Genomic DNA, 26,603 nt, shown 5'->3' on the forward strand with positions numbered 1-26,603 from the left:
AGCAGCGGCAGCGCCTTGCCGGAGCCGCTCAAGTTGCTGCCGCGCACGCGGCGTTGGTGCGGGCGACACCCTTTGGGTGACCCGGCTCCTGCGGGGCCGGTGGGTCACTTCGGGATGGAGATCTGTGACACCGGCCGCCCCTGCATCAGAAGCGCGACACCCGATGGCAGGCGCTGATGCGGATGGCCTCGTCCGCGTCCTTTTCCACGCCGTCGAGCGTGGTGTACTCGGTGGTTGGGTTGGGGTAGATCACCGTTGCCGTGGCCATCGGCAGCAGGCACAGGTAGGGGCCCTTGCGCGCCCATACCACGCGCTGCTGGCTGCCGGAGCGCAGGGCTTGCTGGCCCCAGAAGGCGGTGAGGCTGCCCCGGGTTTCCTGGCGGTCGACGACCAGGGTGCCCTGCAGGTTGTCGTCATAGGCGACCCTGCCGGAGCCTGAGCAGAAGGGGTTGTTGTCGAAGAACACCCGGCCCTGGCTGAAGGTGGCGCGCCCCTCGCCCGTGCGCGAAATGTTCAGGTGGCTGCGCGAGCTCGGGTTGCTGGCGCCGGGGCCGCAGCGGTCGCCGACCCAGGCCCCTTCGGGGAACGCCAGGGGCTCACCGCCACACGCCACCTGCACCGAGCGCACATCGGTGTTGCCCACCGTGCCGCTGGCGTTGGTCACGGTGCAGGTCTGGCCAGCCGGTTGCGATTGCACCTGCACCGCATAGGCTGCGCCGCCCGCCAGCGGCGTGTTGAACAGGTACTGGTCATCGATCGTGACCCGCAGGTCATCGCCCTGGTTGTTCTGCAGCACCAGCGGACTGCCGGGCACCAGGCCCGTGACCTGGGCCACCAGGTTGTGGGTGCCGGCGGGCAGGTTCTCGCAGTTCACGGCCACGTCGGTCACATGCGTCGTGCCTGCGGTAATGGAGTTTTGTGTCACCTTGCAACGCTGTCCGTCCGGCTGCGAAGCAATGTTGATCTGGTACCCCTCGTAGGCGGAAAAGCGGCGGCCCAGCACGAACCGGCCATTGGCGGTCACGGTCAGGTTGTCCGCGCGGTAGTTGCGCAGCACCAGGCTGCGCCCCTCGCCCAGGCCGCTGACCGTGCCCCCCACCATCAGGCCGGTGCCGGGCGGCTCGACCGGGCCGCCATCGCCATCGCCGCTACCCCCGCCCCCACAAGCCGCCAGCAGCAGCAGCGGCAGCGCCGCCAGGGTGATGCGGGCCACGGGCGCGCGGCGGCGGCCTGGGTGGTGGCGGTGCGGTGCGGACGAAGGGGCGTTGGTGGTCACGGGCATGGTCGAAATCCTCTCGGCTCCAAAGATAAAAAAGACAATCCATCTTGCGCAGGGCAGCGCATGCAGCGCATGCAAGGATGGGGCTGCGCCGATCTTTGGCGCAAAGCGGCGCACTGTCTGTGCCACGCGTCACACGATAGGGCGGGGCACCCAATTGGGGGATGCAGCCACATGCCGCGTGGGCTGTGGCACAGTGACAGGGCCTTTCTCCTTGCCCCTTGCACCCTATGCCCTCTGCACCGCCATGAACCGCCTCGACCTTCGCCGTGCCCTGTTCTACACCGTTGACGGCAAGAAGGGCCAGTTGCGCACGCGGGCGCGGCTGGGGGCCGTGCCGTGAAGCGCTGGCTCCTGTTGTTCGCCCTGGCGCTGTGCGCCCCCGTGATCGCTGCGGCGGCCGACATCACCATCGCCTGCATCGGCCCCGAGTCGGACGACTGCCCCGTGGCCGTGGACGTACGCCTGGAACGCGAGACCTTCGTTGCCTCCTACCACCAGCGCCAGGCCGATGGAACACTGCAACGCGAAGAGGTCTTCTGGTGCAAGGGCATGGGCGTGGAGAGCCCCTACCGCTGGTTGCACCCCGCATGGGGCATCTGCGAGCCCACGGCCTCCTTTCGCGTGCTCGGCGGCGAGTTCACCAAACGGCAGCTGGCACAGGCTGGCATCGTGTTCTCCACCCGGCAGGTGCAAAGCCTGTGCGGCGGGGGCTTCGACGCGGCATGCACCGCGCCCCCGCTGGCGCGTGGCCAATTCCGCCTGGCCTGCATCGGCCCCCAAAGCGCCGACTGCCCCGTGTCCGTGGAGGTGAACCTGCAGGGCGACGGCCTGCTCGCATCGTTCTACGAAGGGTCCGGCAGCCCGGCCCGGCGGGTGGGCTTTGAATGGTGCAGCGGCTTCACCGTCACCGGCGATGCGCCCTTGCGCTGGTGGGCCTTGGAGGGCGAACCCTGCCCTCTGTGGGGCGCCTCCCGGCCGCTCCATGGCGAGCTGACCCTGCGGCAGCTGGTGGATGCCCAGGCCGCCTTCGAAATCCGCACTACGCAGGCGGCGTGTTATTTCGAGGGCGCCACCCTGGCCAACCCCAGCGGCACGAAAGCGGTGTGCGCCAGGGTGCAGCGCTAGTGTCCTGAGTTGGAAGTTCGTTGAAGAAAGAAATCTGCCGAAATCGCTGCCAAGCTAGGCGCAAAGCGCAGACATGCCGAGCGCATGGCGAGCATTTGCAACGACGCATGGCGGGGATTGTCGGTAGATTTATTCAACGAATTTCCAACTCGGGACACTAGAGACGGGCTCCTGCCCATCACCCCCCAAGCACCCCCCAAGGTCCCTCCACCACCGCCGTGTCAGAATGAAGCGATGAGCACTTCGACCTCTTCATTTCTCTCCAAAGCAGATGGCACCAAGGTCGCGACCTACACCTGGGCCGACATTGCTGGACGCCCCATCGGTGTGGTGCAGATTGCCCACGGACTTGCCGAGCATGGTGAGCGCTATGACCGTTTTGCCAGGCAGCTCAATGCCGCGGGGTTTGTGGTCCACGCGGTCGATCATCGTGGACACGGGCGTACCGGCGGTGATCGGCTGGGCGATTTCGGCAGCGCTGGTTTCAGCGGGCTGATTGCCGATGTGGCCCAGTATGGATCGGCACTGCGTGCGCAGCATGGCGGCCTTCCGGTGTTTCTGTTGGCCCATTCGATGGGTTCGTTTGCAGCGCAAGCGGCGATCCTGGACTACGCATCGACGTGGGCCGGTGTCATTCTCTCCGGCTCCACCGCACTCGACGCGCTCGCCGCTGCCATGGCCAATGCGCCCGCCGATGCGCCGGCGGGGCTCGCGGCATTCAATGCAGGCTTTGAGCACCGTACCGGGTACGAATGGCTTTCGCGGGACGAGGCGGAGGTCGATGCCTATGTGGCCGACCCCTGGTGCGGGTGGGAGGTACCGGGCGATGTGATCCCCTCGCTGTTCGCACCCGCGTCCCGGCTGGCGGACCCGGCGCTGCTGGCGGGCATCCGCAGTGACCTGCCCATCCTGATTGCCTCTGGCGACGCCGATCCGCTGGCCGGTGGCGGTGCGCTCATTGAGCTGCTGGGGCAGCGTTACCGTGACGCAGGCATGGCCGATGTGACCGTCAAGCTGTACCCGGCAGCGCGCCACGAAATCCTCAATGAGACGAACCGCGACGAGGTGACTGCCGACATGGTGGCCTGGCTGCGGGCCCACGCGGCATAGCCTGCAGCCGCTGGCACGCTGGTCTTTGCAAGCCCAGCCACGCCACCTCACGCGATGTACGCCGCGAGCTCCTGCGGCGTGCCTTGCGGAAACGCCTCCTTCAACAGGTCCAGAAAGGCCGATACGCGCGGACTGAGCAGGCGGCGCGAGGGGTAGAGCGCCCACAGCGCGATCTCCGGGCCCGGTACATCGCCCCACTGCACCAGGGTGCCGTCCGCCAGGTCGTGCAGCACCAGCGACAGGGGCAGGCGTGCGGCCCCCACCTGGGCGCGCACGGCATCGCGCACCATGAACAGCGAGGACAGGTGCAGCACGGGTTGCACCGCCAGGCGCCGGGGCTTGCCCTTGGCGTCGGTCAGGTCCCAGGTGGTGGCGGGGGCGGCGGCGTCTGCGCCTGCGCCCCCACGCAGCACGGCCGGGGCAGGGGTGGCGCCCGATGGCCGGCCGAGCTCGGGGCTGGCGACGACCACGATGCGGTCGCGCATGAAGATGCGGCCGACCAGGCGTTCGTCCGGGTCGGGGTTGACGCGGATCACCAGGTCGTAGCCTTCTTCCACCATGTCCACCGGCCGGTCTTCGGTCGTGACCTCCAGCCGCACTTGGCGGTGCTGCAGGGCAAAGCGGGCGGCCAGCCTGCCCATGGCGGCCTGCGAAAAAAGCAGGGGCGCGCTCACCCGCAGCCGCCCGCGCGGGGCGTCGCCGCCGCTGGCGATGGCGGTGGTGCTCTCGTCGAGCTGGGCGAGCAGCACCGAGGTCTTCTCGTACAGCGCGCGCCCCTCTTCGGTGAGCTTGAGCGCGCGCGGCCCGCGCTCGAACAGGCGCAGGTTCAGGCCGCTTTCCAGGTCGGCCACGCGGCGCGACAGGGTGGCCTTGGGCCGGCCCGATTCGCGCGCCGCGCGGCCAAAGCCGCCGTGCCGGGCCACCAGCGTGAAGTCGGCCAATGCCAGCAGGTCCATGTGTTCCACCAGTGAGACGCAAAGTCTAAATATAACGTCTATCGGACATCAGGCGGAACAAAGAAGATCAGGGCTCCTTCAACACGCAACGGAGCATTTCCATGACCATCCTCATCACCGGCGCCACGGGCAACGTAGGTCGCCAGGTCGTCAACCAACTCGTGAACCGCGGCGCCGATGTGCGCGCCCAACTGCGTGCATTGGTGCGCGACCCCGCCACTGCCAAGCTGCCGGCAGGCGTGCAGACCGTGCAGGGCGACCTGCTCGACGTCGACGCCCTGCGGCGCGCCTTCGACGGCGTGTCCACACTCTTCCTGCTCAATGCGGTGGTGCCCGACGAGTTCACGCAGGCGCTGCTGGCGCTGAACCTGGCGCGCGAGGCAGGCATCAAGCGCGTGGTCTACCTGTCGGTGATCCACAGCGACCGCTACCTCAACGTGCCGCACTTTGCGGGCAAGTTCGGGGTAGAGCGCATGCTGGAGCAGATGGGCTTTGGCGCCACCATCCTGCGGCCGGCGTACTTCATGGACAACGACCACAGCATTCAGGATGTCGTGCGCAATTACGGTGTCTACCCCATGCCCATCGGCAGCAAGGGCCTGGCCATGGTGGACGTGCGCGACATCGCCGAGGTCGCCGCCATCGAGCTGCTGCGCCGCGAGCGTGCGAGCGAACCGCTGCCGCTGGCGCGCATCAACCTGGTGGGCCCCGACACGCTGACCGGCGAGGCGGTAGCCGCCCTCTGGTCCGCCGCGCTGGGCCGCACTGTGGCCTATGGCGGTGACGACACCGCCGGCTTCGAGACCAACCTGCGCAACGCCATGCCGCACTGGATGGCCTACGACATGCGCCTGATGGCCGAGCGCTTCATCACCGACGGCATGGTGCCCGAGGCGGGCGACGTGCAGCGCCTGGTGCAGCTGCTGGGCCGCCCGCTGCATTCGTACCGCGACTTTGTGCGCGCCATTGCCAACGCTGCCTGAGCGCCGCGCAGCGACCTCTTCTAGCAAGCAACACCCAAAGGAAACACCGTGATCTATTCCACCGCCACCGTCCCCGTCAACCCTGCCGGCCAGGTGCCGCTCACCCGTGCCCAGGCCTGGGCGGGCCTGGTGCTCAAGGCCCGCGACGCACGGCTGTTTCTGCCACCCAATCTGTGCACCCATTGCGAGGTGGTGCAGGACAGCGGCACCCACATCGTGCGCGAGGCCACCATCGCAGGGCAGGCGCTGCGCGAGATCATCGCCTTCGAGCCGCAGACCAAGGTCACCTTCTTCCAGGCCAGCGGCCCGCGCGAAGGCGCTATCATCAATGAGCTGTTCGAGGACGAACACGGGCAACTGCAGCTGCGCTTTTACGGCTACCTCGGCCTGCGCGGCAAGCAGCCCGGTGGACCCGAGGAGCAAGCCGAGCAGGCCTGGATGGACGGCGACAAGGGCTACCGCAGCGCGCTGCTCTCGACCCTGCAGCGCACCCGCGAATTGCTCGCGCAAGGGCAGCTGCCGGTGGGCGGGGCATGATGGGCCCCACCCCTGCGGCACGAAGGCAGAGTGCATAGGTTGCACGCTCCTTGTCGCCATGGAGTTCACCCTTGGAAAGGCAGCCCCCTTCGTGCAACCACACCTCCCACGCATGCACCTGTTGCCCACCCACCTCCTGCGCACGCTTGTCCTGCTGGCCTGGTGGCTGTGCAGCGCTGCCGCCGCCCCGGCCCTGGCCACCACCGTGAGTGCCGGGCACTCGCACACCTGCGGCATCAACCGCGCCGACGTGGCCCTGTGCTGGGGCAGCAATGCGGCCGGTGAGCTGGGCGACGGCAGCCGCACCGACCGCGATGGCCCGGTCGCCGTGCAGGGCCTGCCTGCGCTGGCGGTGTCGGCCATCCAGGCCGGGCGTGGGTTCAGCTGTGCCTTGCTCGGCGACCGGTCGGTGCATTGCTGGGGGCGCATTACCGGCGGCACCAGCGCGCAGCCCGTGCAGGGCCTGCCGCCGGCCCTGCAGTTGGCGGCAGGCAGCAGCCACGCCTGCGCGCTTACCGTGGCCGGCGATGTCTATTGCTGGGGCGATGGCTCGCGCGGGCAACGGGGGGTGGCTGCTACGGCCGCGGGCCCGGCTCTGTTGCTGCCCGGGCCGCATGCCACCCCGGTGGCCGCGCTATCCAGCCCCGCCGTATCCCGGCTGGTGGCCGGTGGTGACGCCACCTGTGCCCTGGCCGGCGCCACGGGCCAGGTGGCCTGCGTGGGCACGGCCGACTGGCTGGCCGCAGCGGCGGCCGACCCCGGCCAGCCCCGGGCCGTGCCAGGCCTTGGCGATGCGCTGGACATGGCGGCCCACGAAGGGCATGCCTGCGTGCTGCGCAGGGCGGGCGGGGTGGCCTGCTGGGGCCGCAACGAATCGGGCCAGCTCGATGGCAGGCCGGCGTCGCCGAGCTTCGTGACGACGGTGCCTGTGGATGCCACGGGGCTGCTGCTGCCGCCGCCCGAACCTGGCGCGGTAGCCGCCGCACTGTCCATCAGCGTGGGCGCAGGCGTCAGCTGCGCCGTGCAGTCCACGCGCCGGGTGCGCTGCTGGGGCGCACAGGCCCTGCTGGGCGCCGGCAATGACAAGAACCCCTGGTGGCAGGGCCAGGCCGTGGGCATCGAAGACGCCGTGCTGGTCAGCGCCGGCGGCACGCATGCCTGCGCCATGCTCGAGGGCGGCTACCTGCAGTGCTGGGGCTCCAACGCCAACGGCCAACTGGGCGGCGCGGGCCTGTGCAACGTACACCTGGCCCTGTACTTCAACTACCGCGACAACTCGCCGCGCTTCAACATCGGCCCCTGCGTGCCCTACACGGCGGGCATCACGCCGCACGAGGTCAAGGGCTTTGACGTGCGCCGCGACGCCGATCGCGTGCTCGACTGGGCCGAGGTCTCGCTGACCGGCGCGCTCCAGTGGGGGCTGGACTCCTCGTTCAACATCCAGGAGGGCTACTACCAGCGCCTGTACCCGGGCGGGCGCTCCTTGGCGGTCTCGACCAACGGCACACCCCATGTGTTCTATGTTGGCCCCGAAACGGGCGGCGCGTGGACGAGCCTGGGGCGCCTGACGCACTGGGTGCGCCAAGTGAAGTAGCGCGCGCAGCGGCGATACGCTGGGCGAACGGCGGCAGCGGAGCCGACCCGGCCGCGCAGTGGTGGCCCAGCCGGTGCGCAGCGACCCCGGCGCTCAGCAGTCCCCGGGGCGGGCCTGCTGCACGGCCCCGCCTGGATCATCAGAACGCCGCTGCGAGCTGCCCTGCGCCGAAGGCCGCGTAGTCGCCTGCGGTCATCGTCACCACCCCCACGATGGCGATGTCGGCATTGACGAAGTCATCGCTGGCCAGGGTGGTGTCGGCATCGGCGTTGCCGCCCATGTTCACCACCCCCACGACCATGCGCTGCGCCGTGGTGTCGTACAGCGAAACCAGGTAGTTGCCGTTGGCCGCCATGCCGGTGAGGGTGGCGGACCCCAGGGCCGCAGCAAAGGTGCCCTTGACGTCCGTGGTGAAGGCCACGGCCGTGGTCAGCTTGATGAACGAGACAGCGCCGATGCCGGCGGTCGCCACCGCGTTCTGTGCCACGGTCTGCACCACCACTGCATCGCTTGCGGTCAGCCCTTGCGCTGCCGCTCCCTTGGCCAGGCCGGTGGCGGTGGTGGCCGTGCCGTCGGCGGTCCTGAGGGAAAAGTTGACATCGGCCGCGCTGAAGGCCAGCCGGTCGGACGCCACCGCGAAATCGGTGACATGGGCAAACGCCGCGTAGCCGGTGGCCGCGCCGGTGCCTGCGGCCACATTGCCCGTGAAGCGCACCACATCGCTGCCTGTCCCGGTGGTGATGGAGTCGGCGCCCGAGGCGTCGTTCATGTAATGCACGCCCAGCTCGATGGTGTCGTTGCCGTCGCCACCGCTGAGCGTATCGTCGCCGGTGCGACCGTACAGCGTATCCTCGCCGCTGCCGCCCGTCAGGCTGTCGTTGCCGCCACCGCCAGTCAGCGTGTCATTGCCACCGCCGCCGCTGAGCGTGTCGTTGCCGCTACCGCCCTTGAGTTCGTCACCGGCCGAGCCACCCTTGATGTTGATGGCCGTGACCGGATTGCCCGAAATGACCAGGTTGCCCGTGAGCGCCGAGCCGTCGACCACCCAGGAGCCACCGTTCCCGATGGTGCCTGAGAGGGTGAAGGTGCTGGCACCCTGGATGTGCAGCTCTGTCGGGCCGGTCACATTGCTGGCGCTGAGCGAGTAGCCGCCGTTCACCGTGATGTTGATGCGCTCGACGTTGTTGATGGTGGGGGCGGATGAGCCGCTTCCGACAGTGGCGGTGAGCGTGTCGTTGCCTCCCTGGCCGTCAATCACGTCGGCGCTGTTCAGCGTTCCCACGGGGGCGTCGATGGTGTCGTTCCCAGCGCCGGCGGCGGGCGTGTCCGCGCCGGCGGTCAGGGTGAAGTCGGGCGGTGGAGGTGGGGGAGGAGGCGGCGGTGGTGCGGCCGGTGGCTCGGGCGCCGGTGGGGGCGCGGTGAGCACCGCCTTGGCTGCCTCCACCGAGGCGGGGTCGCTCGTCACGCCGTTGAGCACCTGGGCCAGCTGTTTGAAGTCGGTCTCGGTGCGCCCCAGGATTTGGGAGTGGTAGTAGGCCACTGCGGCCTTGTTCTCGAGCAGGGCGTGGGCCGCGGTGTACGGGAGCACCGTGGAGTCGTTGAGCGCGTAGATGACATCCAGGATGATCTGCCCGGGCGGCAGGCCTGCCTTGAACTTTTGCGTCACGAAGTCCTGGGCGACGGCGTCGTTCTGCAAGCCCAGGGTGCCCAGGAACTTTGTCGCGAACGCGGTGGCGCTCATGTCGGCCGGGTACATTTCCAGGAACTGCGGCAGCTTGCCCAGTTCGTCGGCGGTACCCGGCCGGGTGCGTCCCAGGTCTTCATAGACCTTGCTCACCACCCCCAGGTAGGTATAGCCCGGCGCGATGCCCAACATGCCGATGATGAGTTTGATGAGAGTGTGCTGCTCCTGCGAGGTAAGGGCCATGGCCTGCTCCAGTCTGGATGTGAATATTTGTAAGAATCATAGAGTGCCTTGCCGTTGATGGGCGAATGTGGGGTGACAACGGTGAATTTGGCGCGATCTGTGGTGTTTCCCCCCGAAAGGCCGGGGCGCTTTCAACGGACGCCGTCGCCAAGACACAAGCGCCCGCGGCCTGTGCATACTGGGCCCGCCTGCGGTTGAATTACCTGGCCGTGGCCGTGGCAGGCCCTGAGGGCCGACCGGTGGTGTGCAGCGCTTCAGGAGCCGATATTGAGTTACGTCATCCACATCTGGGACCAGCCCACCCCGACGAGCCTGGCGCAAGCGCAGGCGGTGTTTGAGCGCATGTGGGACCAGCGGGCTGCGCTGAATCCGAAATTCGTCGAGCTGGCCCAGCGCATGAAAGCCGCTTTCCCGCAGTACGGTGACGACTGGGACTTGGGTTCACCCAAGGACTTGCCCAACGACGCCGTGCTGGCCGTGGACATCCACGATCTGGGGGTTTTCTACCCCCGGCTCGTGGATGCGGCCGTCGCACTGGGGCTCAGCGTCTACGACGACAGCACGGGTGAATGCTTTGTGCCCGGTCCCTGGCGGCTGTTGCCCGAGGGGCGCGAGCGTCTGGCCTGGCACCCTCCGGCGCCAGCGCCAGCCAGCTTGCCCGACATCGAGGACCGCGTGCGGGCACTGGTCCATCCGCGCCTGGCGGCGCACGGGTTTCGGCTGGAGATCGAGAGATCGTCGCTGGTCACGGTGCAGACCCGCTGGCTCCGGGATACGCCACTGGGCGAGCAGCGGATGTCGCTGGGTTGGAAGATTCTGTCGGATGGCGCGTTCTACGAGGCCCGCACCTCGGCAGGCATGCGCCCGGTGCTGCCGCTTGAACTGGCGCCGCTGTGCAACCCCCAGCACATGGTGGATCTGCACCTTATGGATGCCGGGCCGCTGCAGCGTTTTGTGAGCCCCTTGCGCTCTGGCCCTTACGACAGCAATCCTGTAGAGCTTTCAAAGCCCGGCCAACTGGATGAGTTTCTGGTGGCCACCACCCGCTGGCTGGAAGACGCGGTTTTGCCCGTGCTGGAGCAATGCCGCACGGTGCCGGGGTTTCTGGCCTACGACCTGGGCGAGCCGCGGCCGTCCATCGCCATCAAGCCGTACCAGGCCAACCTCGTTCTCGCCCACTGGGCGGGCGAAGCCAATGTCGAACGGCGCTTCGAGCTCCTCGTGCAGCGCTGCGTTCGGCACAACATGACGTCTTATTTCCTGAACGCCACTTACCGTGGCCTGCAGGGTGACAGCGCAAAAGCGATGTTCGGCACCCGACCCGGTGGCACCGCTTGAGCAGCGCGGTTGTCATGGCACGTCGCCGCCAGGCAAAGGGCTGCCCAGCGCCCAGCCTCATACGGATTTGCATTCGATCGTAGAACTAGGCGGGAGCCGCAGACAGTGCTGTAGCACGGCAAGGCGAACCAACTATCGTTTACGGTTGAAGGCAAATCCGTATCAGCGCTCGGTATCGTTGCCTTTCTTGCCGGTGATGGCCGAGACGATCATCTCCACCACAAGGCACAGGAAGAAGACGACGCCCGCCGCCTCGGGCTGGCCGGCCCCGAACAGGGCGAGCGGGACGAGGGCACCTGCGATCAGCGGGTAGTGCGTGGGCTTCAAGCGTTGTCTCCCGGGTTCTCTCGGCCATTGACCGGTACGCGGCGGTGGTTCACCTCCAGGGCCAGGGCTTCGCCGGGCGTGAACCAGAGGCGAAAGCGGCCTTGCCACTGCCCGGCCATGCGCGCCAGTTGTGCGTGCATGCCGTCGGCGCGTGGTGCTTCGAATTCCTTGCGGCCCATGGTGATTGGCTCCGGGGATGGGGGGCGGCGCAGTTGTCGCCCGGGTTAACTGCGCGGCAGCTCCCGCACCTCCACCGTGCCGCCGGCTTCGTACACGGGGTTGCCTGCGAGAAACTGCTCCTTGGCTGCCTGCAGGCTGGCCGCCCGCACGCGGATGAAGCCGTTGGGCCCGTCGGTGGCGGCCTGGTCGGGCTGGCTCTTGCGCACGCGCTCGCCGGGGCCGATGGCGCTGCCGCCGTCGAACTGCCCGGTGCTGCGCAGGTGGGTGAGGTAGTTGCCCCAGCGCTCGGGGTCATCGGCGGCCTGGGTGTCGGGCGCGTCCGGGTGCATCAGCAGGAGGTATTCGTTCATGGGAGGTTCAGTCACAGCGCAAAGACGTCTATCGACAGCTGCTGCATGCCGCCCACCAGGGCCACCAGCGGATCGGTGGCCACGGGCAGTGCGGCGGCGGCGGCGATGATCTCGCCGGGCGTGGCGAAGGGCTTGCCCGTGCCCACCATGGCCGAGAACTGGGCCACGAAGGCGTCGTCCACCGGCGTGTTGAGGAGGTTGGAGCCGACCAGTCGCACCAGGGTGGTGGTGGACGCGCCGGGCAGCAGGGTGTCGACCATGTTCTGCGCCAGGGCGTTGTAGCTGCCCAGCTCGTCGGCCTTGCGCACCCAGACCGAGAGTTCGTGCCGGTCGGGGCTGCGGTCGGTGAGGGAGTTGAACAGGGTGAAGACCTGGCCCACGTGGCCGCCCTCGGTCACGCCCAGCTGGGGCAGGGCGGTGTCGAAGGCGAGCACCGTGTCCTGGAGCTCGATGCGTTCCACCCCCTTCAGCGTGGCGGGGGTGCTGCCTGTGCTGCTGCCAGCGGGGGTGAAGGTGATCACGCCGTCACTGCGGTGCAGCAGGCCCAGGGCCTGCAGGCCGGCGTACGGGGTGTCGAGCACCACGGCGTCGATGTTGCTGCTGCCGGTGATCTGGTCGGCCCCGCCCTGGGAGATGAAGCGCGTGCGCGCGCCGTCGGCCGCGGCCAGGGTGTCGGCGCCCGTGGTGCCGGTGACCGTGGCCTGCCCATGGGCGGTGGTGGTGGCGATGGTGCCCAGCTCGTCGAAGGCGGACAGGTAGGCGCCGTCGCCCGCCGTCCAGCCGATGGCAAAGCTGCCGTCGGCAAAGGCCTGTGTGGCGGTGCTCACGGAGAAGGTCTTGTCCACGATGCGCACATACGAGTGGGCGTCCACCAGGATCTCGCCGCCCCACTTGCTGCCGTTGGCGTTGAAGATCTGGCCCCGGACCTCGCCGCCCAGGTTGCCGTTGACGTCGACGGTGCTCCAGAACACGACGAAGCGGCCATCGGCCAGTGCCTGCACCGCCTGCGGGCTCTGGTTGCCCGTGGCGCCGGCCGTGTTGACCACGAAGGCGCTGCCTTGGGGCAGGCCCTGTGCGTCGAGGAACTGGCCATGCACGTCGATGCTGTCGTTGGTGTTGGGCCCCGTGCCGTTGCTGCTGTAGAGCTGCAGCAGGCGCCCGTCGCCCAGGGCATGGATGAGGGCACGCCCGGAATACACGCCGAGGTTGATTTCCGCGCCGATGGGGGCCCCCGTGTCGGCGCTGTAGAACTGCAGCCAGTTGACAGAGCCCGTGGCGCCAGGCTCGGTGGTGGTGCGCAGGCCGGCGAAGCGCGCGGCATCCACCGCAAAGAAGAGGCTGCGCGCGGCATACCCCATGGGCGCCCCCACGGCGGCGCCGGCTGCGTCATGCAGGCTGCCGTAGGCCGTGACAGTGCTGGAGTACTGCCCCCAGGAGACGAAGAACTTGCCATTGGCCAGGGCCAGCGCGCTGATGCCCGAGATGTTCTCGCGGTTGGCGATCAGGGTCTGCTCGGTGCCGATGCGCGCGCCGTCTGCACCAAAGCGCTGCGCCTGGATGGCGTTGCTGGCGTTGGGCTGCCAGGTCACCAGCACGGAGCCTTGGGTGGCCGTCTCGGCGTTGGCGCCGTACTGGTGGTTCTGGGTGACCGTGTTGACCACGAACTCGCCACCCGCCAGCGTGCCGGTGCTGCGGTCCGCGATGCGGCCGATGACGGCCTCGCCGTCGCTGTCATCGGAGTGCCTGCCGCCGTAGACGACGAGCATGCGGTCATCGGCCAGCGCAGCGATGGACAGCGGGCCGGAGGCCCGCGGCGTGTGCAGGGCGGTGTGTGCCAGTGGCATGGACTTTTCTCTCCCGAGGATCGCGTTTTTGTGGAGGGCCCCGCCAGCCGGCAGGCCGCAACAGGCTGCCTGGAGCCGGGATGAGGATGCCGCAATCCGCGCGGCGGGTCGAGTTTTTGAGCGCAACAAATTGTTGGCGGCAGCGTGGCTGCGCCCCCGGCGCTGTCCGGTGGTTGCAGCGCAGGGCCGTGCCGCCCGCCGCGGACCAGGTGCTGCCCGCGTCAGTAACGCAGGCGCCCGTCGCTGCCGATCACGCCAATGTCCACAAAGCGGCTGCCCACATTGCCCTTGGAGAAGTCCACGCGGAAGCCGCCGAAATCGATCTCGCCCATGGAGGTGAGTGTGGTGGCCAGGCTGGCGGCGCTGGGGTTGGCGTCCTTGCCGCGCTTGAGCGCCTCGCCCACCGTGCGGGCAGAGAGGTAGCCTTCCAGGTGGAAGGAGGTGTACTCCTGCACGGCCGGGAAGGCCTCCTTCATTGCTGCCTGGAACTCGCGGTGCAGGGGCAGGGTCTTGCCGTTGGGGTTGGGGTAGGTCTGGGCAATGCCCACGCCGCGCGCGCCTTCCACACCGGCCAGCTTGACGATGAGGCCGGCCGGCACGTACGACAGCACGAAGATCGACTGCCTGACGCCCGCCTTGCGCAGCGCGGCGACGCCCTCGGCCATGAAGCGCGGCGCGCCCAGCACCAGCACGCCCTGGGCGTCCTGCTTGGCCACCTGCTGCGCCGCGGCGTCCAGCGCGGCGGCGTCGGTGGCGGACTTGGTGCCCTGCAGGGTGAGCCCCTGCGTGGCCTTGGCGGCCTCCTGCGCCATGGCCATGCCCGAGGTGCCGATGGGCAGGTCCTGGTACAGCGCCGACAGGCGGGTCATGCCCAGGGTGCGGGTGTGGCTGACGATCTTCTCGATCTGCTGCTTGTCGCCCGCGCGGATGTGGAACAGCTTGGCATGGCCGGGCGTGCGCAGGCTCTCGGCGCCGGGCACGGCGTTCATCACCACCACCGGCGCGGCGTCCAGCAGCTTGTCGTCCAGCATGCGCTTGATGGCCGCCGAGCCGATGGGCGAGATCAGCGCCAGCGGCTTCTTCTCCAGCGCCTTGGGAAACTGCGCGAGAAAGCCTTCGGCGCTGTACTGGTCATCGGCCTCGAACAGCGTGATCTTCTGGCCCTTGATGCCGGCCTTGTTGGCCTGGCCCAGGTAGGCCTTGATGCCCTGGTTGACCTCGACCGCATCGGGCACCGGCAGCTTGGTGAAAGGCCCGATCTGGCCGAAGACGATGCTCTGTTGTGCAAGCGCCAGCGAACTGGCGGACCACAGCACGGACGCGGCCAGCACGGAGCGGCACAGGAAACGAATGGAACGCATGGGATGTTGTGAATCGTTGTGTGTTACGCCCGGTCCGCACCACCCGAAAAACACGATCTCCCCTGCGGCACCGAAGCATGAAGGCATGAAAATGAAAACCCGCGCCGGCAAGACCGCATGCTGCTGCGCCCTGGGGCGGGCAGCGCGGTGCCGTGCGAGTGCATGAGTCTACAGGCTTGCCCCAGGCAATTTTAGGGTGATCGCCGCACCGGGCAGGGCGGCCCGCCACTGGCCAGGTGCTTCTTGCTTCAGTACGCCATCACAGCCATCCGGCCTTGCGAAACCGGTAGTAGACGTAGGAGCACACGCTCACGATGAGCAGTAGCGCGGCCGGGTAGCCGTAGCGCCACTTCAGCTCGGGCATGTGCTCGAAGTTCATGCCCCACACGCCGACAAAAGCAGTGCAGATGGCGAAGATGCCGGCCCACGAGGCCAGGCGCTTGGTGATCTCGTTGTCTTCGATGGTCACCATCGAGAGGTTCACCTGAATCGCCGTGCCGATGGTGTCGCGCATACCCTCGATCAGGCCGTTGATACGGACCAGGTGATCCACCACGTCACGGAAGTATTCCTGCGACCCCATGCAGATCTGCGGGACCCGGCCGCCGTGCAGCTTGCTGGCGCCTTCCAGCAAGGGCGAGACTGCATGCTTGAGCAGCATCACGCGCTGCTTGAGGTGGTAGAGCTGCTCGATGTTGTCGCGGGCGGCCTTCTTGGTGAAGATCTGGTGCTCGATGCGTTCGAGCTCGACCTCCAGGGCATCGATGATGGGGAAGTACCGGTCCACCACAGCGTCCATCAGCGCATAGAGCACAAAGCCCGAGCCATGGCGCAGCAGGTCGGGCTCGTGCTCGCAGCGGTCGCGCACACCGAGGAACCCCTGCTTGCTGCGGTTGCGCACCGAGAGCACGTAGTTGGGGCCGACGAAGACATCGACCTCGCCCGCGCTGAAATGGCCAGGCCGCTCGGGCTCGGGCTCCAGCAGGTGCATCACCACGAACAGGGAGGGACCGTACTCCTCGACCTTGGGGCGCTGGTGGCCGTGGTGGGCGTCTTCTACCGCCAATTCATGCAGGCCGAACTCCTCGCGCATTTCGTTGAGCTCTTCGGGCGTGGCGTCGGCCAGCGCCACCCATACGAAGCAGCCCGGCCGCACGATGTATTCGCTGATGTCCGCGACGGGAATGTCCGCCAGTTTGGCGCCGTTTTCGTAGGCAACGCAGTTGATCAGCATCGGGGGCTCTCCGGGGTCGGTTGTGGTGGTTGGCGGCAATGGTGCCATGGTTCCATGGCTCTCCCGGGCGCGCACGCATGCCCGCCGTCACAAGCGGGGCAGCACCTGCTCGCCGATCTCGCGCAGCACCTCGGCCGGTGTGCGGCCGCTGCCTTGCGCCAGGTTGAACATCACGTGGCCGACGCCGATGGCCTGCATGCGCTTGAGGTACTCCACCAGTTCATTGCGCCCCGTGCGCAGCCCCAGCTCCAGCGGCTCGGCGCCGGCTGCCGGGTCGGCCAGCAGGTCGAGCTGTACGGATTGCACGAAGGGCTTGCGCTCACCGCCGGCCTTCTGGTCCAGCGCCTGCAGCCACAGGTGGATGCGGCCCTGCTGGCGCGCCTCCTCGCGGTGGTAGCTGGCCCAGGCGTCGGCGTTGGCCGCGGTCCACTGCAGGGACTGCCGTGCCGAGCCGACCACCACCATGGGGATGCGCGCCGTGGGCGGCTGCATGAGGTCATAGCCGCCCGTGGCATCCGTCAGCGCCTGCCGCTCCAGCGGGTCGGGCGACAGCGCCGCGCGCACCAGCGGCCAGCGGCTGCGAAAGGCATCGCCGCGCGCGTCCAGGCTTTCGCCGAAGGAGGCGAACTCCTCGGGCCGGTCGCCCGAGCCCATGCCCAGGATGAAGCGGCCGTTGCTCAGGCGGTCGAGCGACAGCGCGGCCTTGGCCACATGCAGCGGGTGCCGCAGCGGCAGCACGATGGCCGCCGCGCCGATGGCGATGCGGCGCGTGGATGCGGCCAGCGCCGCCAGCCACAGAAAAGGGTCGTCGAGCGCGCTGGCCGTGTTGTCGCTGCCTTGCGGCACCATCAGCGGCACATCGCGTGCCCACAGGGCGGCAAAGCCCAGGTCGTCGGCCAGCGTGGCCAGTCGGGTGGATTCGGCCAGGTCGGCCATGGCGCCGCCATGCGGGCCAAAGGGGGTCATGAAGCCCAGCGTGAGCCGCCCGGGCTGGAATACCTGGGCGTGGCCGGCGTTGAATGAAGACGAGGACATGGCACGAAGGATAGGGCGATCGGTTGGTGCGTGCAGGCCGTGCGGCCAAAGCACCCGGGTGTGCAAGGGACGCGATGGGCGTGGGTCACCCGACCCTTCTACTTGCGTGCCTCGCGTGCCCACTGGGCCAGGCGCCCGAGGTTCAGGACCTGCCCGTTGGTGTCCGGCCCCATGTACATCAGGTAGGGTGTGCCGTGGTGATTGACTGCCAGGTAGGTCGCGGCCCGCGGGTAGTAACGCGGGACGAAGTCGCCGGTGAGTCCGTTGTACTCGCCGCGCGGCAGGGGGAAGACCTGCGGCAGGGTGCGCTCGGCCCAGGCCATCACCAGGCCGGTATCGGCTTCGGGCCCCAGGCCGCGCACGGCGAAGGGCACGGGCGCCGTGCTGTTCAGGCAGCCGGCGTTGTTGAAGATGGGGTATCCGATCAGGGGAAACGTGGGGTAGTAGGTGCCCAAGGTATTGCACAGCCCGTTGCCCAGGCCGGGCGGGCGCCCCCAGCACTGCACATAGCCGCCGTCGAGCACCGCACAGGCGTGCTGCTGACCCGCGCTGATGGCCACCGCATCGGTGATGCCCAGCACCTGGGCGAAGCCGGTGGTGGCGCTGTTGGCCAGGTAGCCCGCGCCGAGCTGGCCAACAGCATGGTTGCCCCAGCACCAGATGGCACCGTCCACCAGCACGGCGCAACTGTAGCCGTAGCCCACGGCAATGGCCTTGGCCGCTCCGGGGAGTGCGGTGACTGCCACGGGGCTGGTGCGCGTGCCGGCACTGGCGGGAACGCCCAGTTCGCCATACGCGTTGCGGCCCCAGCAGGCGACCTGGCCGCCCGCGCGCAGCACGCAGGCATGGCCTTCGAACAAGGCCACATCCACGGCATCGGTAATGCCGGGCACCTGGCGCGGTGTGCGCGGATCGTCCGATGCGCCATCGCCCAGCAGGCGGCCCGCGCCTACGCACCACACGCTGCCGGGCTGCAGCACCGCGCAGGTGCTGCCATCGCCTGCCGCGATACGCACCGCGCCGGACAGGCCGGCCACGGGGCGCGCATCGCTCGACATGGACAGGGTTGGCTGCTGCAGCCCCAACTGCCCCTGGCCGGCATCGCCCCAGCAGTAGACCTCGCCGTCCAGTGTCAGCGCGCAGGCGTGTCGTTCACCGGTGGCCACCTGGCGGGCCCGCACGGGATGCGAGAAGCCGTCTGCCTGCCTCCAGGTAACCGGGTTGATGTTCTGCTGGCCGCCTCCATAAAGGTAAAAGGCCACCCCCAACTGGCCAAACGCGTTTTGCTGCCCGCGGCAGAGCACGCGCCCATCGCGCAGCAGTGCGCAACTGAAGCCATTGCCGACCCGGATGTCGATCGCACCGGCAATGCCCGTTTCCTCCGGCAGGTAGCCCCAGCACAGCGAGGCCCCGGCATCGGTGACCGAGCACGACTGCCCGTACCCCGCGCTGATGGTGATGGCCAGCGCCGGGGCCAGCGCGCTGCCAAGCAACCAAGCCGCACAGGCCAGCAGCCACCGCGAGACGAGGCGGCGGGTGATGATGGGATGGTTGCGGTTCATGGCGGCCCAGGCAATGTTTGGAAAAGCCATTCTAGGGACCCTCTGCACAAACCTCGCGGATCGGTGGTGGTGCGGACCGCCCGAGTCCGCGCTGCCAACGGCCGCAGGGATTTGTGCAGAGGGTCCCTGTGCACGCACCCCGCCCGAGCCGCAATCCCCCAATCGGGCCGGCGCCCCGACCCGGCGTTGTCTTACGAAGCGGCAATGGCTGTGCAATCACCATGGCCTTTTCATCAACCAATCAAGGAGCATTGCCATGGCCGTGAAAACCGTCGAAGACCTTTTCCTGCACGAACTGTCGGACACCTACAGTGCCGAAAAGCAGATGACCCGTTCCTTGCCCCACCTGGCGCGCGCAGCCTCCGACGAGGAACTGGCCCAGGCCTTCATGGACCACCTGGAGGAGACACGTGGCCAGGTGGAGCGCATCGACGAGATCGTGGAGATCCTGAACCTCAAGCTCAAGCGCATCAAGTGCGCCGCCATGGAAGGCCTGGTCGAAGAAGGCAAGGACCTCATTGACGAGATCGACAAGGGCCCGGTGCTCGACGTGGCGCTGATCGGTGCAGCGCAGAAGGTGGAGCACTACGAGATCGCCAGCTACGCCACCCTGATCGCGCTGGCCACCAAGCTGGGCTACACGCCGGCATTGCCATTGCTGCAGGCATCGCTGGCCGAAGAGAAGGCCACCGACGAAAAGCTGGGCAAGCTGGGCCAGGCAGCGGCCATTGAAGAGGCCGTGCAGGCGTCCTGATGGCCCAGTCGCCCAGCCATCCGCTGGTGGTGGCCGACATCGACTTTGCCGCCCACGCACACGAGGTGGCGCGGCGGCTGATCGGTGTCACCCTTTTGGTGGACGGCGTGGGCGGGCGCATCGTGGAGACCGAGGCCTATGACCAGGCAGACCCGGCATCGCACACCTTTGGCGGGCCCACGGCGCGCAATGCGTCCATGTTCGGTCCGCCCGGCCATGCCTATGTCTACCGCTCGTATGGGCTGCACTGGTGCCTGAACACCGTGTGCCGTGAGGCGGGGCATGGCGCAGGCGTGCTGCTGCGTGCGCTGGCGCCCACGCACGGCATCGGCACCATGCGCGAGCGCCGCGGGGTGCAGGACGTGCGGTTGCTGTGCGCCGGCCCGGGGCGCCTGGCCCAGGCGCTCGGCATCGATGCCAGGATGAACGGCCTGCCGCTGCACATGCCGCCTTTTGCGCTGCTGCGAGCGGATGCAGCGGCCTCTGAGGGTCGTGCCGACCGCCTCCCCGACGAGATCGTGGCAGGCTCGCGCATCGGCATTTCAAAAGCGGTGGACATGCCCTGGCGCTTCGGGCTCAAGGGTTCGCGCTATCTCAGCCGTGCATTTTCCGCACCCAAGGTTTCGCAGGGCAGCGCTTAGCCGGCCGGCCAGGGTCTCAGGACAAGGCCATGTCCTGCTGCTGCGGCCGGTTTAGCCGTACCTGTCCGCGCGCTGCGCTCCGTATGACTTTTGCCATGGTGGCCCCTTTGTGAAAAGACCATGGTATGGGCCATGCAGCAGCGGCGTGTCAGCCCATGGCGCGACCGGGGGAGGGGCGCACGGTACTCGCCAGGCCGCGCAGCAGAGGCCACGGCATCGCCTGTCTAAAAGCTTTCCCACTCATCATCCCCGCCCCCGGCTGCCTTGGCCGGCGCCTTGGGTGCTGCCGCTGTCGGGCGGGGTGCGGGCCCCTTGGGTGCCGCCAGCCGGCTGGCCGCAGTTGCCTTGGTGGCAGGCCTGGACGTGACCGCCGCGCGCGCCGCTGGTGCTGGCATGCCCATTGGCTTGCGCACCGCTGGCGCCGGTGCCGGTGCGCGGTAGTTGCCTGCACCGCTGCCATCGCCCGCCAGCCTGAACACCGCCACTGCGTTGACCAACTCGCCCGCCTGGCTGTTCAGGCTGCTGGCCGCTGCCGCCATCTCTTCCACCAAGGCCGCGTTTTGCTGGGTGGCCTGGTCCATCTGCGTGACCGCTTCTCCCACCTGGCCTACCCCTGCGCTTTGTTCGCTGCTGGCCGCGCTGATCTCGCCCATGATGTCGGTCACCCGCCGAATGGCTGCCACCACTTCGGTCATGGTGCTCCCGGCCTTGTCCACCAGCAGCGTGCCTTGCTCCACCCGCTCCACGCTGGCGGTGATCAGGCTTTTGATTTCCTTGGCCGCTTCGGCGCTGCGCCCGGCCAGGCTGCGCACTTCGCTGGCCACCACGGCAAAGCCCCGGCCTTGCTCGCCCGCACGGGCCGCTTCCACCGCCGCGTTCAGGGCCAGGATGTTGGTCTGGAAGGCGATGCCGTCGATGACGCTGATGATGTCGGCGATCTTGCTGCTGCTGGCGTTGATGCCTTTCATGGTCTCCACCACTTCGGCCACCACGTCGCCGCCCTGTACGGCCACGGTGGAGGCGTTCAGGGCCAGTTGGTTGGCCTGGCGCGCGTTGTCGGCGTTCTGGCGCACGGTGGAGCCCAGTTCTTCCATCGAGGCGGCGGTTTCTTCCAGCGCCGAGGCCTGCTGCTCGGTGCGTGCCGACAGGTCGTTGTTGCCCGAGGCAATCTGCGCGCTCGCCGAGGCCACGCTTTCGGCGTTGCCGCGCACGGTGGCCACGGTGGCCACCAGGCTTTGCTGCATGCGCTGCAGGGCGCTGAGCAGGCGGCCGGTCTCGTCCGTCGACTGCACGACGATGTCGCTGCTCAGGTCGCCAGCGGCGACGCGGTCGGCGGCCTGCACGGCCTGGGCCAGGGGCCGGGTGATGGAGCGGATGATGGTGATGGCCAGGAAGATCGCCAGGGCGATGGCTGCTGCCCCGGCGATCAGCACATCGCGCAGCAGGGCCGCGGCGGCGGCCTCGGCTTCCTTGCCGGCTTCGTCGGTGAGTCGGGCCTGGAACTCCACCTGGTCGCGCAGTGTCTTCTGGTAGTCGAGCTGGATGGGGCGCAGCTTTTCCTCCAGCAATTTGGTCGCCTCGTCCTTCTGGCCCTTTTGCACCAGGCCCAGGAACTCGTCGCTATGGCGGTAGAAGTCGGCGCGCGCCTTGAGCATGCTGGCCAGCAGTTCCTCCCCTTTGGGCGAGGAGATCAGCGTGTCCAGCAGCTTGTACTGATCGACCGTGGTGGCCCGCGAAGAGGTGATCTGTTCGTGGGCGGCCTTGGCGATGGGCTCGGAGTTGAACAGGACGAGGTTGCGAAACTGGATCGCCTGGGTGTTCACGCTGTTCGCCAGCACACCGAGCGCATTGGTGATCGGCACGCGCGTGTCGATGACGTCGCTCAGCTCGGAGCGCTGATGGGCTGACCGCACGAGGCTGGTGGCGCCCAGTGCCATCAGCAGCAGCACCATCGCTGCAAAAGCCACTGTGAGCCGGGTGGCGATGGTCATCTTGTCCATGGCGATTCTCCCTCGGGGTATTGGGATGGTGGCGCGCTGCATGCCGCTTCGACCCGGCGACCTGATCCAAGAACGCGCTCGCCATAGCATAGCCAATGATTCCGGATTTGCTAAGCAAGAAATCGCAGGGCTAACCCGGGGGGGACAGGGGCACGGGCCCATGCCGTGTACCCGAAGCGTCCGCTCATCCCGATAGCGGCCTCCGATGCGGTACCGAAAAGACCGCCAACGCGTTCTCAGAGCACGAAGGTCGAGCCCGCCCTTGCCTGCGCCTGCAGCCAGGGGAACAACTGGTCCGCCCTGTCCACGATGGGGCTGAACACGGTGCATTCATCGTGCGCCCAGAAGTAGATACCGCCCGCGCCCGGGCCCTGCGTGCGCAGCAGGAAGCAGTCCGAGGCGTTCTCGTCACCCACGATGGGCAGCATGTGCCGCGGGTCGATGCCGCTGTCGGCGATGGCGCTGCGGATCTCCTCGGCCAGCTCGGGCGAGCTTTCGTCGTGCAGGCTGAGCCAGCCCAGCAGCTCTTCATGCTTTTCGAGCGCGGCCGGAATGCTGAGCAGCGTGTAGGTTTCCTCGTTCTCGCCATCGACCACGGTGAGCTGGTGCCGCTCGGGCTGGCTGATCCATTGCAGGTAGGCGTGGGAGGGTTGCTGAAAATGCCGCAGCAGCTGTTCGAGTTCGCCTTCGGAGGCAGGGGTGCCCGTGGCGTAGTCGAAACGCAGCTGGCGGACCCGCTGGCTCTGCGCGTCGCGTGCCTGGGTCTGCTGGCGCTCGACGAAGGCCCGGTAGCCTGGTGATTCGAGCACCTCGGGCATCTGCAGGCGCCACTTGAGGTGGGTCTCGTAGGCCTCGCTGTTGCGCTCCAGTTGTAGCAGCGCCGTCACCTTCAATAGCTGCAGCTGAGAGGTGCCATGGTTCGTGGCATCGGCGATGGCCAGGGCCTGCATCGCCTGCGCCGGATCGCCGGCGATGTTCAGCAGGTACTCCGCCACGGTCTGCGCGGCAGCAGCCTGTTGCGAAGCCGTGTGCCGGTAGCTGTCGCCAAAGCTGTACATGGCGTCTGGCTGTGCGGCGTCGGTGTCTGCTGCTTGGTGGATGATGAACATGGCGTGTTCGACGGCTGCAGCCCAGTCGCCGTCCGCCTGCGGGCCGGGGTGGGCGCGCGCCCGGTTGGCATGGGCGCGCCGGGCCGCCGTGTGCCAGTACCAGGCCTGTTCGCTGTGGCGGCAGCGGTGCAGGGCGGACAGGGCGCTTTCGTGGTCACTGCACTCGGTGTGCAGCGCCGCCAGGTCCATCAGGCACTCGTCCTCGGTCTTGGGGCGGTGGTTCAGCAGGTCCTTGGGGAAGAGGGCCAGGCTGTCGTGCACGACGATCTCCTGCCAGCCTTGCCGGGCAAGGGCCTGGCGCAGGTCCATCAGGCGCTGCAGCACGGCCTCTGGGCCACCCTCGGGGGGCAGGCGCAGGTCTTCCACCATCTTGAACTCGCGGTCCGAGGCGCGCGCCTCCTGGCGCTTCCAGTAGGCGTGGCCATCGTAGCCATGCGGTATCAGCGTGATCTTGATCAGCAGCGGAGCCTTGTTGTCGCCGCTTGGTGCGGCCTGGAGCCAGTGGCTGGTGTAGGTGGTCATGCGGGGGCAATGCAGTGCAGGCAGGCCATCGGGTGGCGAAGCCGCCATTGAAGCACCGGCCCGCGGCCGCGCGCTCGGCGCGGTGTGACGCATTTCACGCGCAGGGCGTTTTTACTTGTGCTGCATCAACTGGCTGCAGCGCCTGGTTGCCGGAACATGCGCTCGACCACTTCGAACACCACCTGGATCAGCACCGCCAGACCGGCCGAAGGAATGGCCCCCGCGAGCAAGGTGGTGCCGTCGTTGAGCGCCAGCCCCTGCGCGATGCGCTCGCCATAGCCGCCCGCGCCGATGAAGGCGGCGATGGTGGCGGTGCCCACGGTCATCACCGTGGCCGTCTTCACGCCCGCAATGATGACCGGCAGGGCCAGCGGCAGCAGCACCAGGCGCCAGCTTTGCGCGGGCGTCATGCCCAGGGCCACGGCGGCCTGCTGGGTGCCCTTGGGCACCTGCATCAAGCCCACGGCGGTGTTGCGCACGATGGGCAGCAGGGCATACAGGCTGAGCGCCACGATGGCTGGCACGGTGCCGATGCGGCCCAGCAGCGGGATCAGCGCGGCCAGCAGCGCCAGCGAGGGCACGGTCTGCAGCAGGCCGACGAAACCCAGGATGCCCTGGCCCAGCCACGCCCGCGCGGCGGCCAGCGTGCCCAGGGGGATGCCGATGAGCACGGCGATGCCCACCGACACGGCCACCAGCCACAGGTGGTCGCGCGTGAGGCGCCAGAAGTCGCCGCCGAAGATGGCGCTGGACAGGGAAGGGCGGGCCTGCGCCGGGGCTGCGCTGGCCGCATTGGCCGCACTTGCGGGTGCCGCAGCTGCCGTGGCCTTGCCGGCCAGGAAGTCGGCCGCGATGGCCGGGAACGCCTGGCCGTGCAGCTCGGCCTGCGCGTTCATGGCGATCATGCGCGTGACGTCGATGCGGCCTGCGAGCGCGGCGATCTGGCGCCAGGCCTGCGGCGCGCGCGTGGGCAGGTCGGCACGGTAGAGCAGCACCGCGTCGTAGCGCGGGAAATAGTTGGCATCGTCTTGCAGGGTCACCAGCCCCAGGTCGGCGATGCGCGCGTCGGTGGTGTAGATGTCGGTCAGGTCGATGCGCTCGGAGGCCAGTGCCTGGTACGACAGGCCGTGGTCGATGGAGGTGGGGCGCTGCGGCAACTGGTAGCGCCTGGCCAGGCCCGGCCAGCCGTCTTCGCGGCCCAGGAACTCCTGCGAGATGGCGATGCGCAGGTCGGGCGCGTTGCGCAGGTCGCCCAGGGCTTTGAGGCCATGTTTGCGCGCCACCTCGGCGCTGGCGGCCAGCGCGTAGCCGTTGGCAAAGCCCAGCGGCACGCCCATGGCCAGGCCCATGTCGCGCAGCTTCTGGTCGATGGCCTCCCGGGACGAGCCGGTGGGGAGTTTGAGGATCTCGCGCTCCACCGTGCCCAGGTACTCGGGGTAGACGTCGATGGAGCCGGTCTTGAGCGCCTCGACCACCACGGCGGTGTTGCCCAGGCCCTGGCGGTGCTCGGCCGTGGCGCCGCCCTGGCGCGCGGCCTGGGAGATGACCTCGCCGAGGATGTAGCTTTCGGTGAAGCGCTTGGAGCCGATGGCCAACTGCTCGGCGGCCGCGCCAAGGGGCCAGGCCAGCAGGAACAGCAGGGTGGCGGCGGCGGCGGTGCGCCAGGGCAGGCGGGTAGGGTGCATCGGGGGATTCTGCGCTGCTTTGGCCGCCCTTGCGCTGCAGCCGTCAGGGCCTGGACGGTGCGCCGGGCCGGGCATCCGGGGTCACCAGCGCCTGGCTCAGCTGGGCCTTGGCTTTGGCGCTTTCCTGGCTGGCGCTTTTCACGCTGTTCAGTAGCTGGTTGTACCGGTTGAGGGTGGCCTGGTCCCTGAAGAGCAGTCTGGGCGCAGGGTCCTGCTCGAACACATAGTCCTGCGGGTTGGTGGCATCCAGCAGGTCGAGCAGGGCGGCGACACCCGCGACGACGGCGGTTTCACTGGCCACCAGGCTGGCCACAAAATCGCCGTTCAGCCGCACGGCCCGCCCAAAGCCCCGGGCGATGGGCTGGTAGACGGACGCCGGAAACAGCGGCTCCGTGGCCTTGATGCCCCGCAGCCCCCGGGCGTTGGCCGCTTCCATCTGGACCTTGTAGGCGGCGATGGCCTGCTTCCAGGGGCCCAGTTGGCTGCGTGTCTGGCTGCGCAGCGCCGGCGAGGCCAGGTACGCCGTGCTCAGCATCAGCTGCGGCTTGAGGGCCATGACCTCCTGCACGTAGCGCACTTCGATCGCATCCGTCTCCCGTCGGTAGGCGGCCTTCACCAGCATGATCGGCTCCAGCAGGCCGATGCGGGCGTCCTTGACCTCCTGGTCGGTGGGCAACCCGCCCGCATCGATCTTGTCGAGCAGGGGGGCCGCCTTGGCGGCGGAGTCCAGCGCCTGCTGTTCCAGCTGGGCTTGTGCCTGCGAAGGGGGAGGGCGCTTCTGCGCCTGTGCCGGGGATGGTGCGGCAGCCAGCAGCAGGCCCGCCAGGACGGCTTGTACCGCCAGTGCCGCGGACTTGCGCCGCATGTTCATGGATGGCATCGTGTGGTTCTTCCTCTCTTCGGCCATTGTCGCCTGAACGCCGCGCGGAATTGGCCCAGGCCCTCGCCACGTGCTTCACGCCTGCCTGGGGCCGCAGGCGCCCCACCGCCTGGTGGGTCTGCTCACCGGCGGGCCCTAGGAGCGTGCGCGGCAGAAGGCATCGAAGCGAAACGCTCGAAAACCGAGGATCGTTGGGTAGTACCGACAAGCCCAGGGTGGACCCCTGGGCGCCAGAGGTGATACCCGGCGAGACCGGTTTATCGGGCG

23 protein-coding genes are annotated in these 26,603 nt (G+C 68.4%); 8 read left to right on the forward strand and 15 right to left on the reverse strand.

Going from position 1 to position 26,603, the window contains the following annotated elements; genetic code table 11:
- Window positions 1–145 precede the first annotated feature (145 nt).
- Complete coding sequence (locus AC0IZS_RS22315; protein WP_471637637.1) at window positions 146–1,282, reverse strand: hypothetical protein; 1,137 nt, start codon at window positions 1,280–1,282, stop codon at window positions 146–148.
- Between the two features lie 336 nt (window positions 1,283–1,618).
- Here AC0IZS_RS22315 and AC0IZS_RS22320 point away from each other — a divergent pair, with 336 nt between their 5' ends.
- Complete coding sequence (locus tag AC0IZS_RS22320; protein ID WP_471637638.1) at window positions 1,619–2,407, forward strand: hypothetical protein; 789 nt, start codon at window positions 1,619–1,621, stop codon at window positions 2,405–2,407.
- A 234-nt stretch (window positions 2,408–2,641) separates the two neighbouring features.
- Window positions 2,642–3,517 (forward strand): alpha/beta fold hydrolase, encoded by an 876-nt coding sequence (locus tag AC0IZS_RS22325; RefSeq protein WP_471637639.1) that lies wholly within the window; start codon window positions 2,642–2,644, stop codon window positions 3,515–3,517.
- A gap of 47 nt (window positions 3,518–3,564) precedes the next feature.
- Here AC0IZS_RS22325 and AC0IZS_RS22330 read toward each other — a convergent pair whose 3' ends face one another.
- On the reverse strand, window positions 3,565–4,473 hold the full coding sequence (locus AC0IZS_RS22330; RefSeq protein ID WP_471637640.1) for a LysR family transcriptional regulator: 909 nt from the start codon (window positions 4,471–4,473) through the stop codon (window positions 3,565–3,567).
- A gap of 101 nt (window positions 4,474–4,574) precedes the next feature.
- On the opposite strand from AC0IZS_RS22330, the gene AC0IZS_RS22335 reads away from it, so the two are divergent.
- The 3 genes from AC0IZS_RS22335 (at window position 4,575) to AC0IZS_RS22345 (ending at window position 7,587) form a co-directional block, all read left to right on the forward strand.
- Window positions 4,575–5,456: an SDR family oxidoreductase gene (locus AC0IZS_RS22335; protein ID WP_471637641.1), complete on the forward strand. Its 882-nt coding sequence runs from the start codon at window positions 4,575–4,577 to the stop codon at window positions 5,454–5,456.
- Window positions 5,457–5,504: 48 nt separating this feature from the next.
- Window positions 5,505–5,993, forward strand: a complete 489-nt coding sequence (locus AC0IZS_RS22340) for an AtaL-like protein (protein WP_471637642.1) — start codon at window positions 5,505–5,507, stop codon at window positions 5,991–5,993.
- A 112-nt stretch (window positions 5,994–6,105) separates the two neighbouring features.
- Window positions 6,106–7,587, forward strand: a complete 1,482-nt coding sequence (locus tag AC0IZS_RS22345) for an RCC1 domain-containing protein (RefSeq protein ID WP_471637643.1) — start codon at window positions 6,106–6,108, stop codon at window positions 7,585–7,587.
- 139 nt (window positions 7,588–7,726) lie between these two features.
- Here AC0IZS_RS22345 and AC0IZS_RS22350 read toward each other — a convergent pair whose 3' ends face one another.
- The gene (locus AC0IZS_RS22350; protein ID WP_471637644.1) at window positions 7,727–9,514 is read right to left on the reverse strand and encodes a calcium-binding protein; all 1,788 of its coding nucleotides are present in this window, start codon (window positions 9,512–9,514) and stop codon (window positions 7,727–7,729) included.
- A 267-nt stretch (window positions 9,515–9,781) separates the two neighbouring features.
- On the opposite strand from AC0IZS_RS22350, the gene AC0IZS_RS22355 reads away from it, so the two are divergent.
- Window positions 9,782–10,852, forward strand: coding sequence for a hypothetical protein (locus AC0IZS_RS22355; RefSeq protein ID WP_471637645.1), 1,071 nt, complete (start codon window positions 9,782–9,784; stop codon window positions 10,850–10,852).
- A 162-nt stretch (window positions 10,853–11,014) separates the two neighbouring features.
- Here the strand turns inward: AC0IZS_RS22355 and AC0IZS_RS22360 are convergent, their stop codons facing one another.
- The 8 genes from AC0IZS_RS22360 to AC0IZS_RS22395 form a co-directional block, all read right to left on the reverse strand.
- Complete coding sequence (locus AC0IZS_RS22360) at window positions 11,015–11,179, reverse strand: hypothetical protein (protein WP_471637646.1); 165 nt, start codon at window positions 11,177–11,179, stop codon at window positions 11,015–11,017.
- Complete coding sequence (locus AC0IZS_RS22365) at window positions 11,176–11,358, reverse strand: hypothetical protein (RefSeq protein ID WP_471637647.1); 183 nt, start codon at window positions 11,356–11,358, stop codon at window positions 11,176–11,178. The genes AC0IZS_RS22360 and AC0IZS_RS22365 overlap by 4 nt, the downstream gene beginning before the upstream one ends.
- 45 nt (window positions 11,359–11,403) lie before the next feature.
- Window positions 11,404–11,709, reverse strand: coding sequence for a YciI family protein (locus AC0IZS_RS22370; RefSeq protein WP_471637648.1), 306 nt, complete (start codon window positions 11,707–11,709; stop codon window positions 11,404–11,406).
- Between the two features lie 11 nt (window positions 11,710–11,720).
- A complete protein-coding gene (locus AC0IZS_RS22375; RefSeq protein WP_471637649.1) occupies window positions 11,721–13,553 on the reverse strand; it encodes an autotransporter outer membrane beta-barrel domain-containing protein in 1,833 nt (610 codons plus the stop codon).
- A gap of 221 nt (window positions 13,554–13,774) precedes the next feature.
- The gene (locus tag AC0IZS_RS22380; protein ID WP_471637650.1) at window positions 13,775–14,914 is read right to left on the reverse strand and encodes an ABC transporter substrate-binding protein; all 1,140 of its coding nucleotides are present in this window, start codon (window positions 14,912–14,914) and stop codon (window positions 13,775–13,777) included.
- A 259-nt stretch (window positions 14,915–15,173) separates the two neighbouring features.
- Window positions 15,174–16,148, reverse strand: a complete 975-nt coding sequence (locus tag AC0IZS_RS22385) for a magnesium and cobalt transport protein CorA (RefSeq protein WP_057268273.1) — start codon at window positions 16,146–16,148, stop codon at window positions 15,174–15,176.
- 87 nt (window positions 16,149–16,235) lie between these two features.
- Window positions 16,236–17,183 carry a TIGR03571 family LLM class oxidoreductase gene (locus AC0IZS_RS22390; protein ID WP_471637651.1) on the reverse strand — a complete coding sequence of 316 codons (948 nt, stop codon included), beginning with the start codon at window positions 17,181–17,183 and terminating at the stop codon, window positions 16,236–16,238.
- A 98-nt stretch (window positions 17,184–17,281) separates the two neighbouring features.
- The gene (locus tag AC0IZS_RS22395; protein WP_471637652.1) at window positions 17,282–18,745 is read right to left on the reverse strand and encodes an RCC1 domain-containing protein; all 1,464 of its coding nucleotides are present in this window, start codon (window positions 18,743–18,745) and stop codon (window positions 17,282–17,284) included.
- Window positions 18,746–19,001: 256 nt separating this feature from the next.
- Between AC0IZS_RS22395 and AC0IZS_RS22400 the strand changes: the two genes are divergently transcribed.
- Window positions 19,002–19,499 (forward strand): YciE/YciF ferroxidase family protein, encoded by a 498-nt coding sequence (locus AC0IZS_RS22400; protein WP_471637653.1) that lies wholly within the window; start codon window positions 19,002–19,004, stop codon window positions 19,497–19,499.
- Complete coding sequence (locus AC0IZS_RS22405; protein ID WP_471637654.1) at window positions 19,499–20,140, forward strand: DNA-3-methyladenine glycosylase; 642 nt, start codon at window positions 19,499–19,501, stop codon at window positions 20,138–20,140. The genes AC0IZS_RS22400 and AC0IZS_RS22405 overlap by 1 nt, the downstream gene beginning before the upstream one ends.
- Window positions 20,141–20,364: 224 nt before the next feature.
- Here the strand turns inward: AC0IZS_RS22405 and AC0IZS_RS22410 are convergent, their stop codons facing one another.
- The 4 genes from AC0IZS_RS22410 to AC0IZS_RS22425 all read right to left on the reverse strand — a co-directional run bounded on the left by AC0IZS_RS22410 (window position 20,365) and on the right by AC0IZS_RS22425 (window position 26,336).
- A complete protein-coding gene (locus tag AC0IZS_RS22410; protein ID WP_471637655.1) occupies window positions 20,365–22,140 on the reverse strand; it encodes a methyl-accepting chemotaxis protein in 1,776 nt (591 codons plus the stop codon).
- A gap of 236 nt (window positions 22,141–22,376) precedes the next feature.
- A complete protein-coding gene (locus tag AC0IZS_RS22415) occupies window positions 22,377–23,771 on the reverse strand; it encodes a hypothetical protein (protein WP_471637656.1) in 1,395 nt (464 codons plus the stop codon).
- 125 nt (window positions 23,772–23,896) lie between these two features.
- The gene (locus AC0IZS_RS22420; protein WP_471637657.1) at window positions 23,897–25,456 is read right to left on the reverse strand and encodes a glycine betaine ABC transporter substrate-binding protein; all 1,560 of its coding nucleotides are present in this window, start codon (window positions 25,454–25,456) and stop codon (window positions 23,897–23,899) included.
- Window positions 25,457–25,499: 43 nt separating this feature from the next.
- Window positions 25,500–26,336, reverse strand: a complete 837-nt coding sequence (locus AC0IZS_RS22425; protein ID WP_471637658.1) for a hypothetical protein — start codon at window positions 26,334–26,336, stop codon at window positions 25,500–25,502.
- Window positions 26,337–26,603: the final 267 nt, after the last annotated feature.

The organism is Acidovorax sp. AC410 (genome assembly GCF_979253235.1).

Excerpts from the sequence above, each read along its gene's own strand:
- AC0IZS_RS22325 (WP_471637639.1), top strand. The coding sequence starts at position 2,642 with ATGAGCACTTCGACCTCTTCATTTCTCTCCAAAGCAGATGGCACCAAG.
- AC0IZS_RS22365 (WP_471637647.1), bottom strand. The coding sequence starts at position 11,358 with ATGGGCCGCAAGGAATTCGAAGCACCACGCGCCGACGGCATGCACGCA.
- AC0IZS_RS22330 (WP_471637640.1), bottom strand. The coding sequence starts at position 4,473 with ATGGACCTGCTGGCATTGGCCGACTTCACGCTGGTGGCCCGGCACGGC.
- AC0IZS_RS22335 (WP_471637641.1), top strand. The coding sequence starts at position 4,575 with ATGACCATCCTCATCACCGGCGCCACGGGCAACGTAGGTCGCCAGGTC.
- AC0IZS_RS22410 (WP_471637655.1), bottom strand. The coding sequence starts at position 22,140 with ATGGACAAGATGACCATCGCCACCCGGCTCACAGTGGCTTTTGCAGCG.
- AC0IZS_RS22315 (WP_471637637.1), bottom strand. The coding sequence starts at position 1,282 with ATGCCCGTGACCACCAACGCCCCTTCGTCCGCACCGCACCGCCACCAC.
- AC0IZS_RS22405 (WP_471637654.1), top strand. The coding sequence starts at position 19,499 with ATGGCCCAGTCGCCCAGCCATCCGCTGGTGGTGGCCGACATCGACTTT.
- AC0IZS_RS22350 (WP_471637644.1), bottom strand. The coding sequence starts at position 9,514 with ATGGCCCTTACCTCGCAGGAGCAGCACACTCTCATCAAACTCATCATC.
- AC0IZS_RS22415 (WP_471637656.1), bottom strand. The coding sequence starts at position 23,771 with ATGACCACCTACACCAGCCACTGGCTCCAGGCCGCACCAAGCGGCGAC.
- AC0IZS_RS22395 (WP_471637652.1), bottom strand. The coding sequence starts at position 18,745 with ATGAACCGCAACCATCCCATCATCACCCGCCGCCTCGTCTCGCGGTGG.
- AC0IZS_RS22375 (WP_471637649.1), bottom strand. The coding sequence starts at position 13,553 with ATGCCACTGGCACACACCGCCCTGCACACGCCGCGGGCCTCCGGCCCG.
- AC0IZS_RS22420 (WP_471637657.1), bottom strand. The coding sequence starts at position 25,456 with ATGCACCCTACCCGCCTGCCCTGGCGCACCGCCGCCGCCGCCACCCTG.
- AC0IZS_RS22400 (WP_471637653.1), top strand. The coding sequence starts at position 19,002 with ATGGCCGTGAAAACCGTCGAAGACCTTTTCCTGCACGAACTGTCGGAC.
- AC0IZS_RS22390 (WP_471637651.1), bottom strand. The coding sequence starts at position 17,183 with ATGTCCTCGTCTTCATTCAACGCCGGCCACGCCCAGGTATTCCAGCCC.
- AC0IZS_RS22380 (WP_471637650.1), bottom strand. The coding sequence starts at position 14,914 with ATGCGTTCCATTCGTTTCCTGTGCCGCTCCGTGCTGGCCGCGTCCGTG.
- AC0IZS_RS22345 (WP_471637643.1), top strand. The coding sequence starts at position 6,106 with ATGCACCTGTTGCCCACCCACCTCCTGCGCACGCTTGTCCTGCTGGCC.
- AC0IZS_RS22425 (WP_471637658.1), bottom strand. The coding sequence starts at position 26,336 with ATGCCATCCATGAACATGCGGCGCAAGTCCGCGGCACTGGCGGTACAA.
- AC0IZS_RS22385 (WP_057268273.1), bottom strand. The coding sequence starts at position 16,148 with ATGCTGATCAACTGCGTTGCCTACGAAAACGGCGCCAAACTGGCGGAC.
- AC0IZS_RS22370 (WP_471637648.1), bottom strand. The coding sequence starts at position 11,709 with ATGAACGAATACCTCCTGCTGATGCACCCGGACGCGCCCGACACCCAG.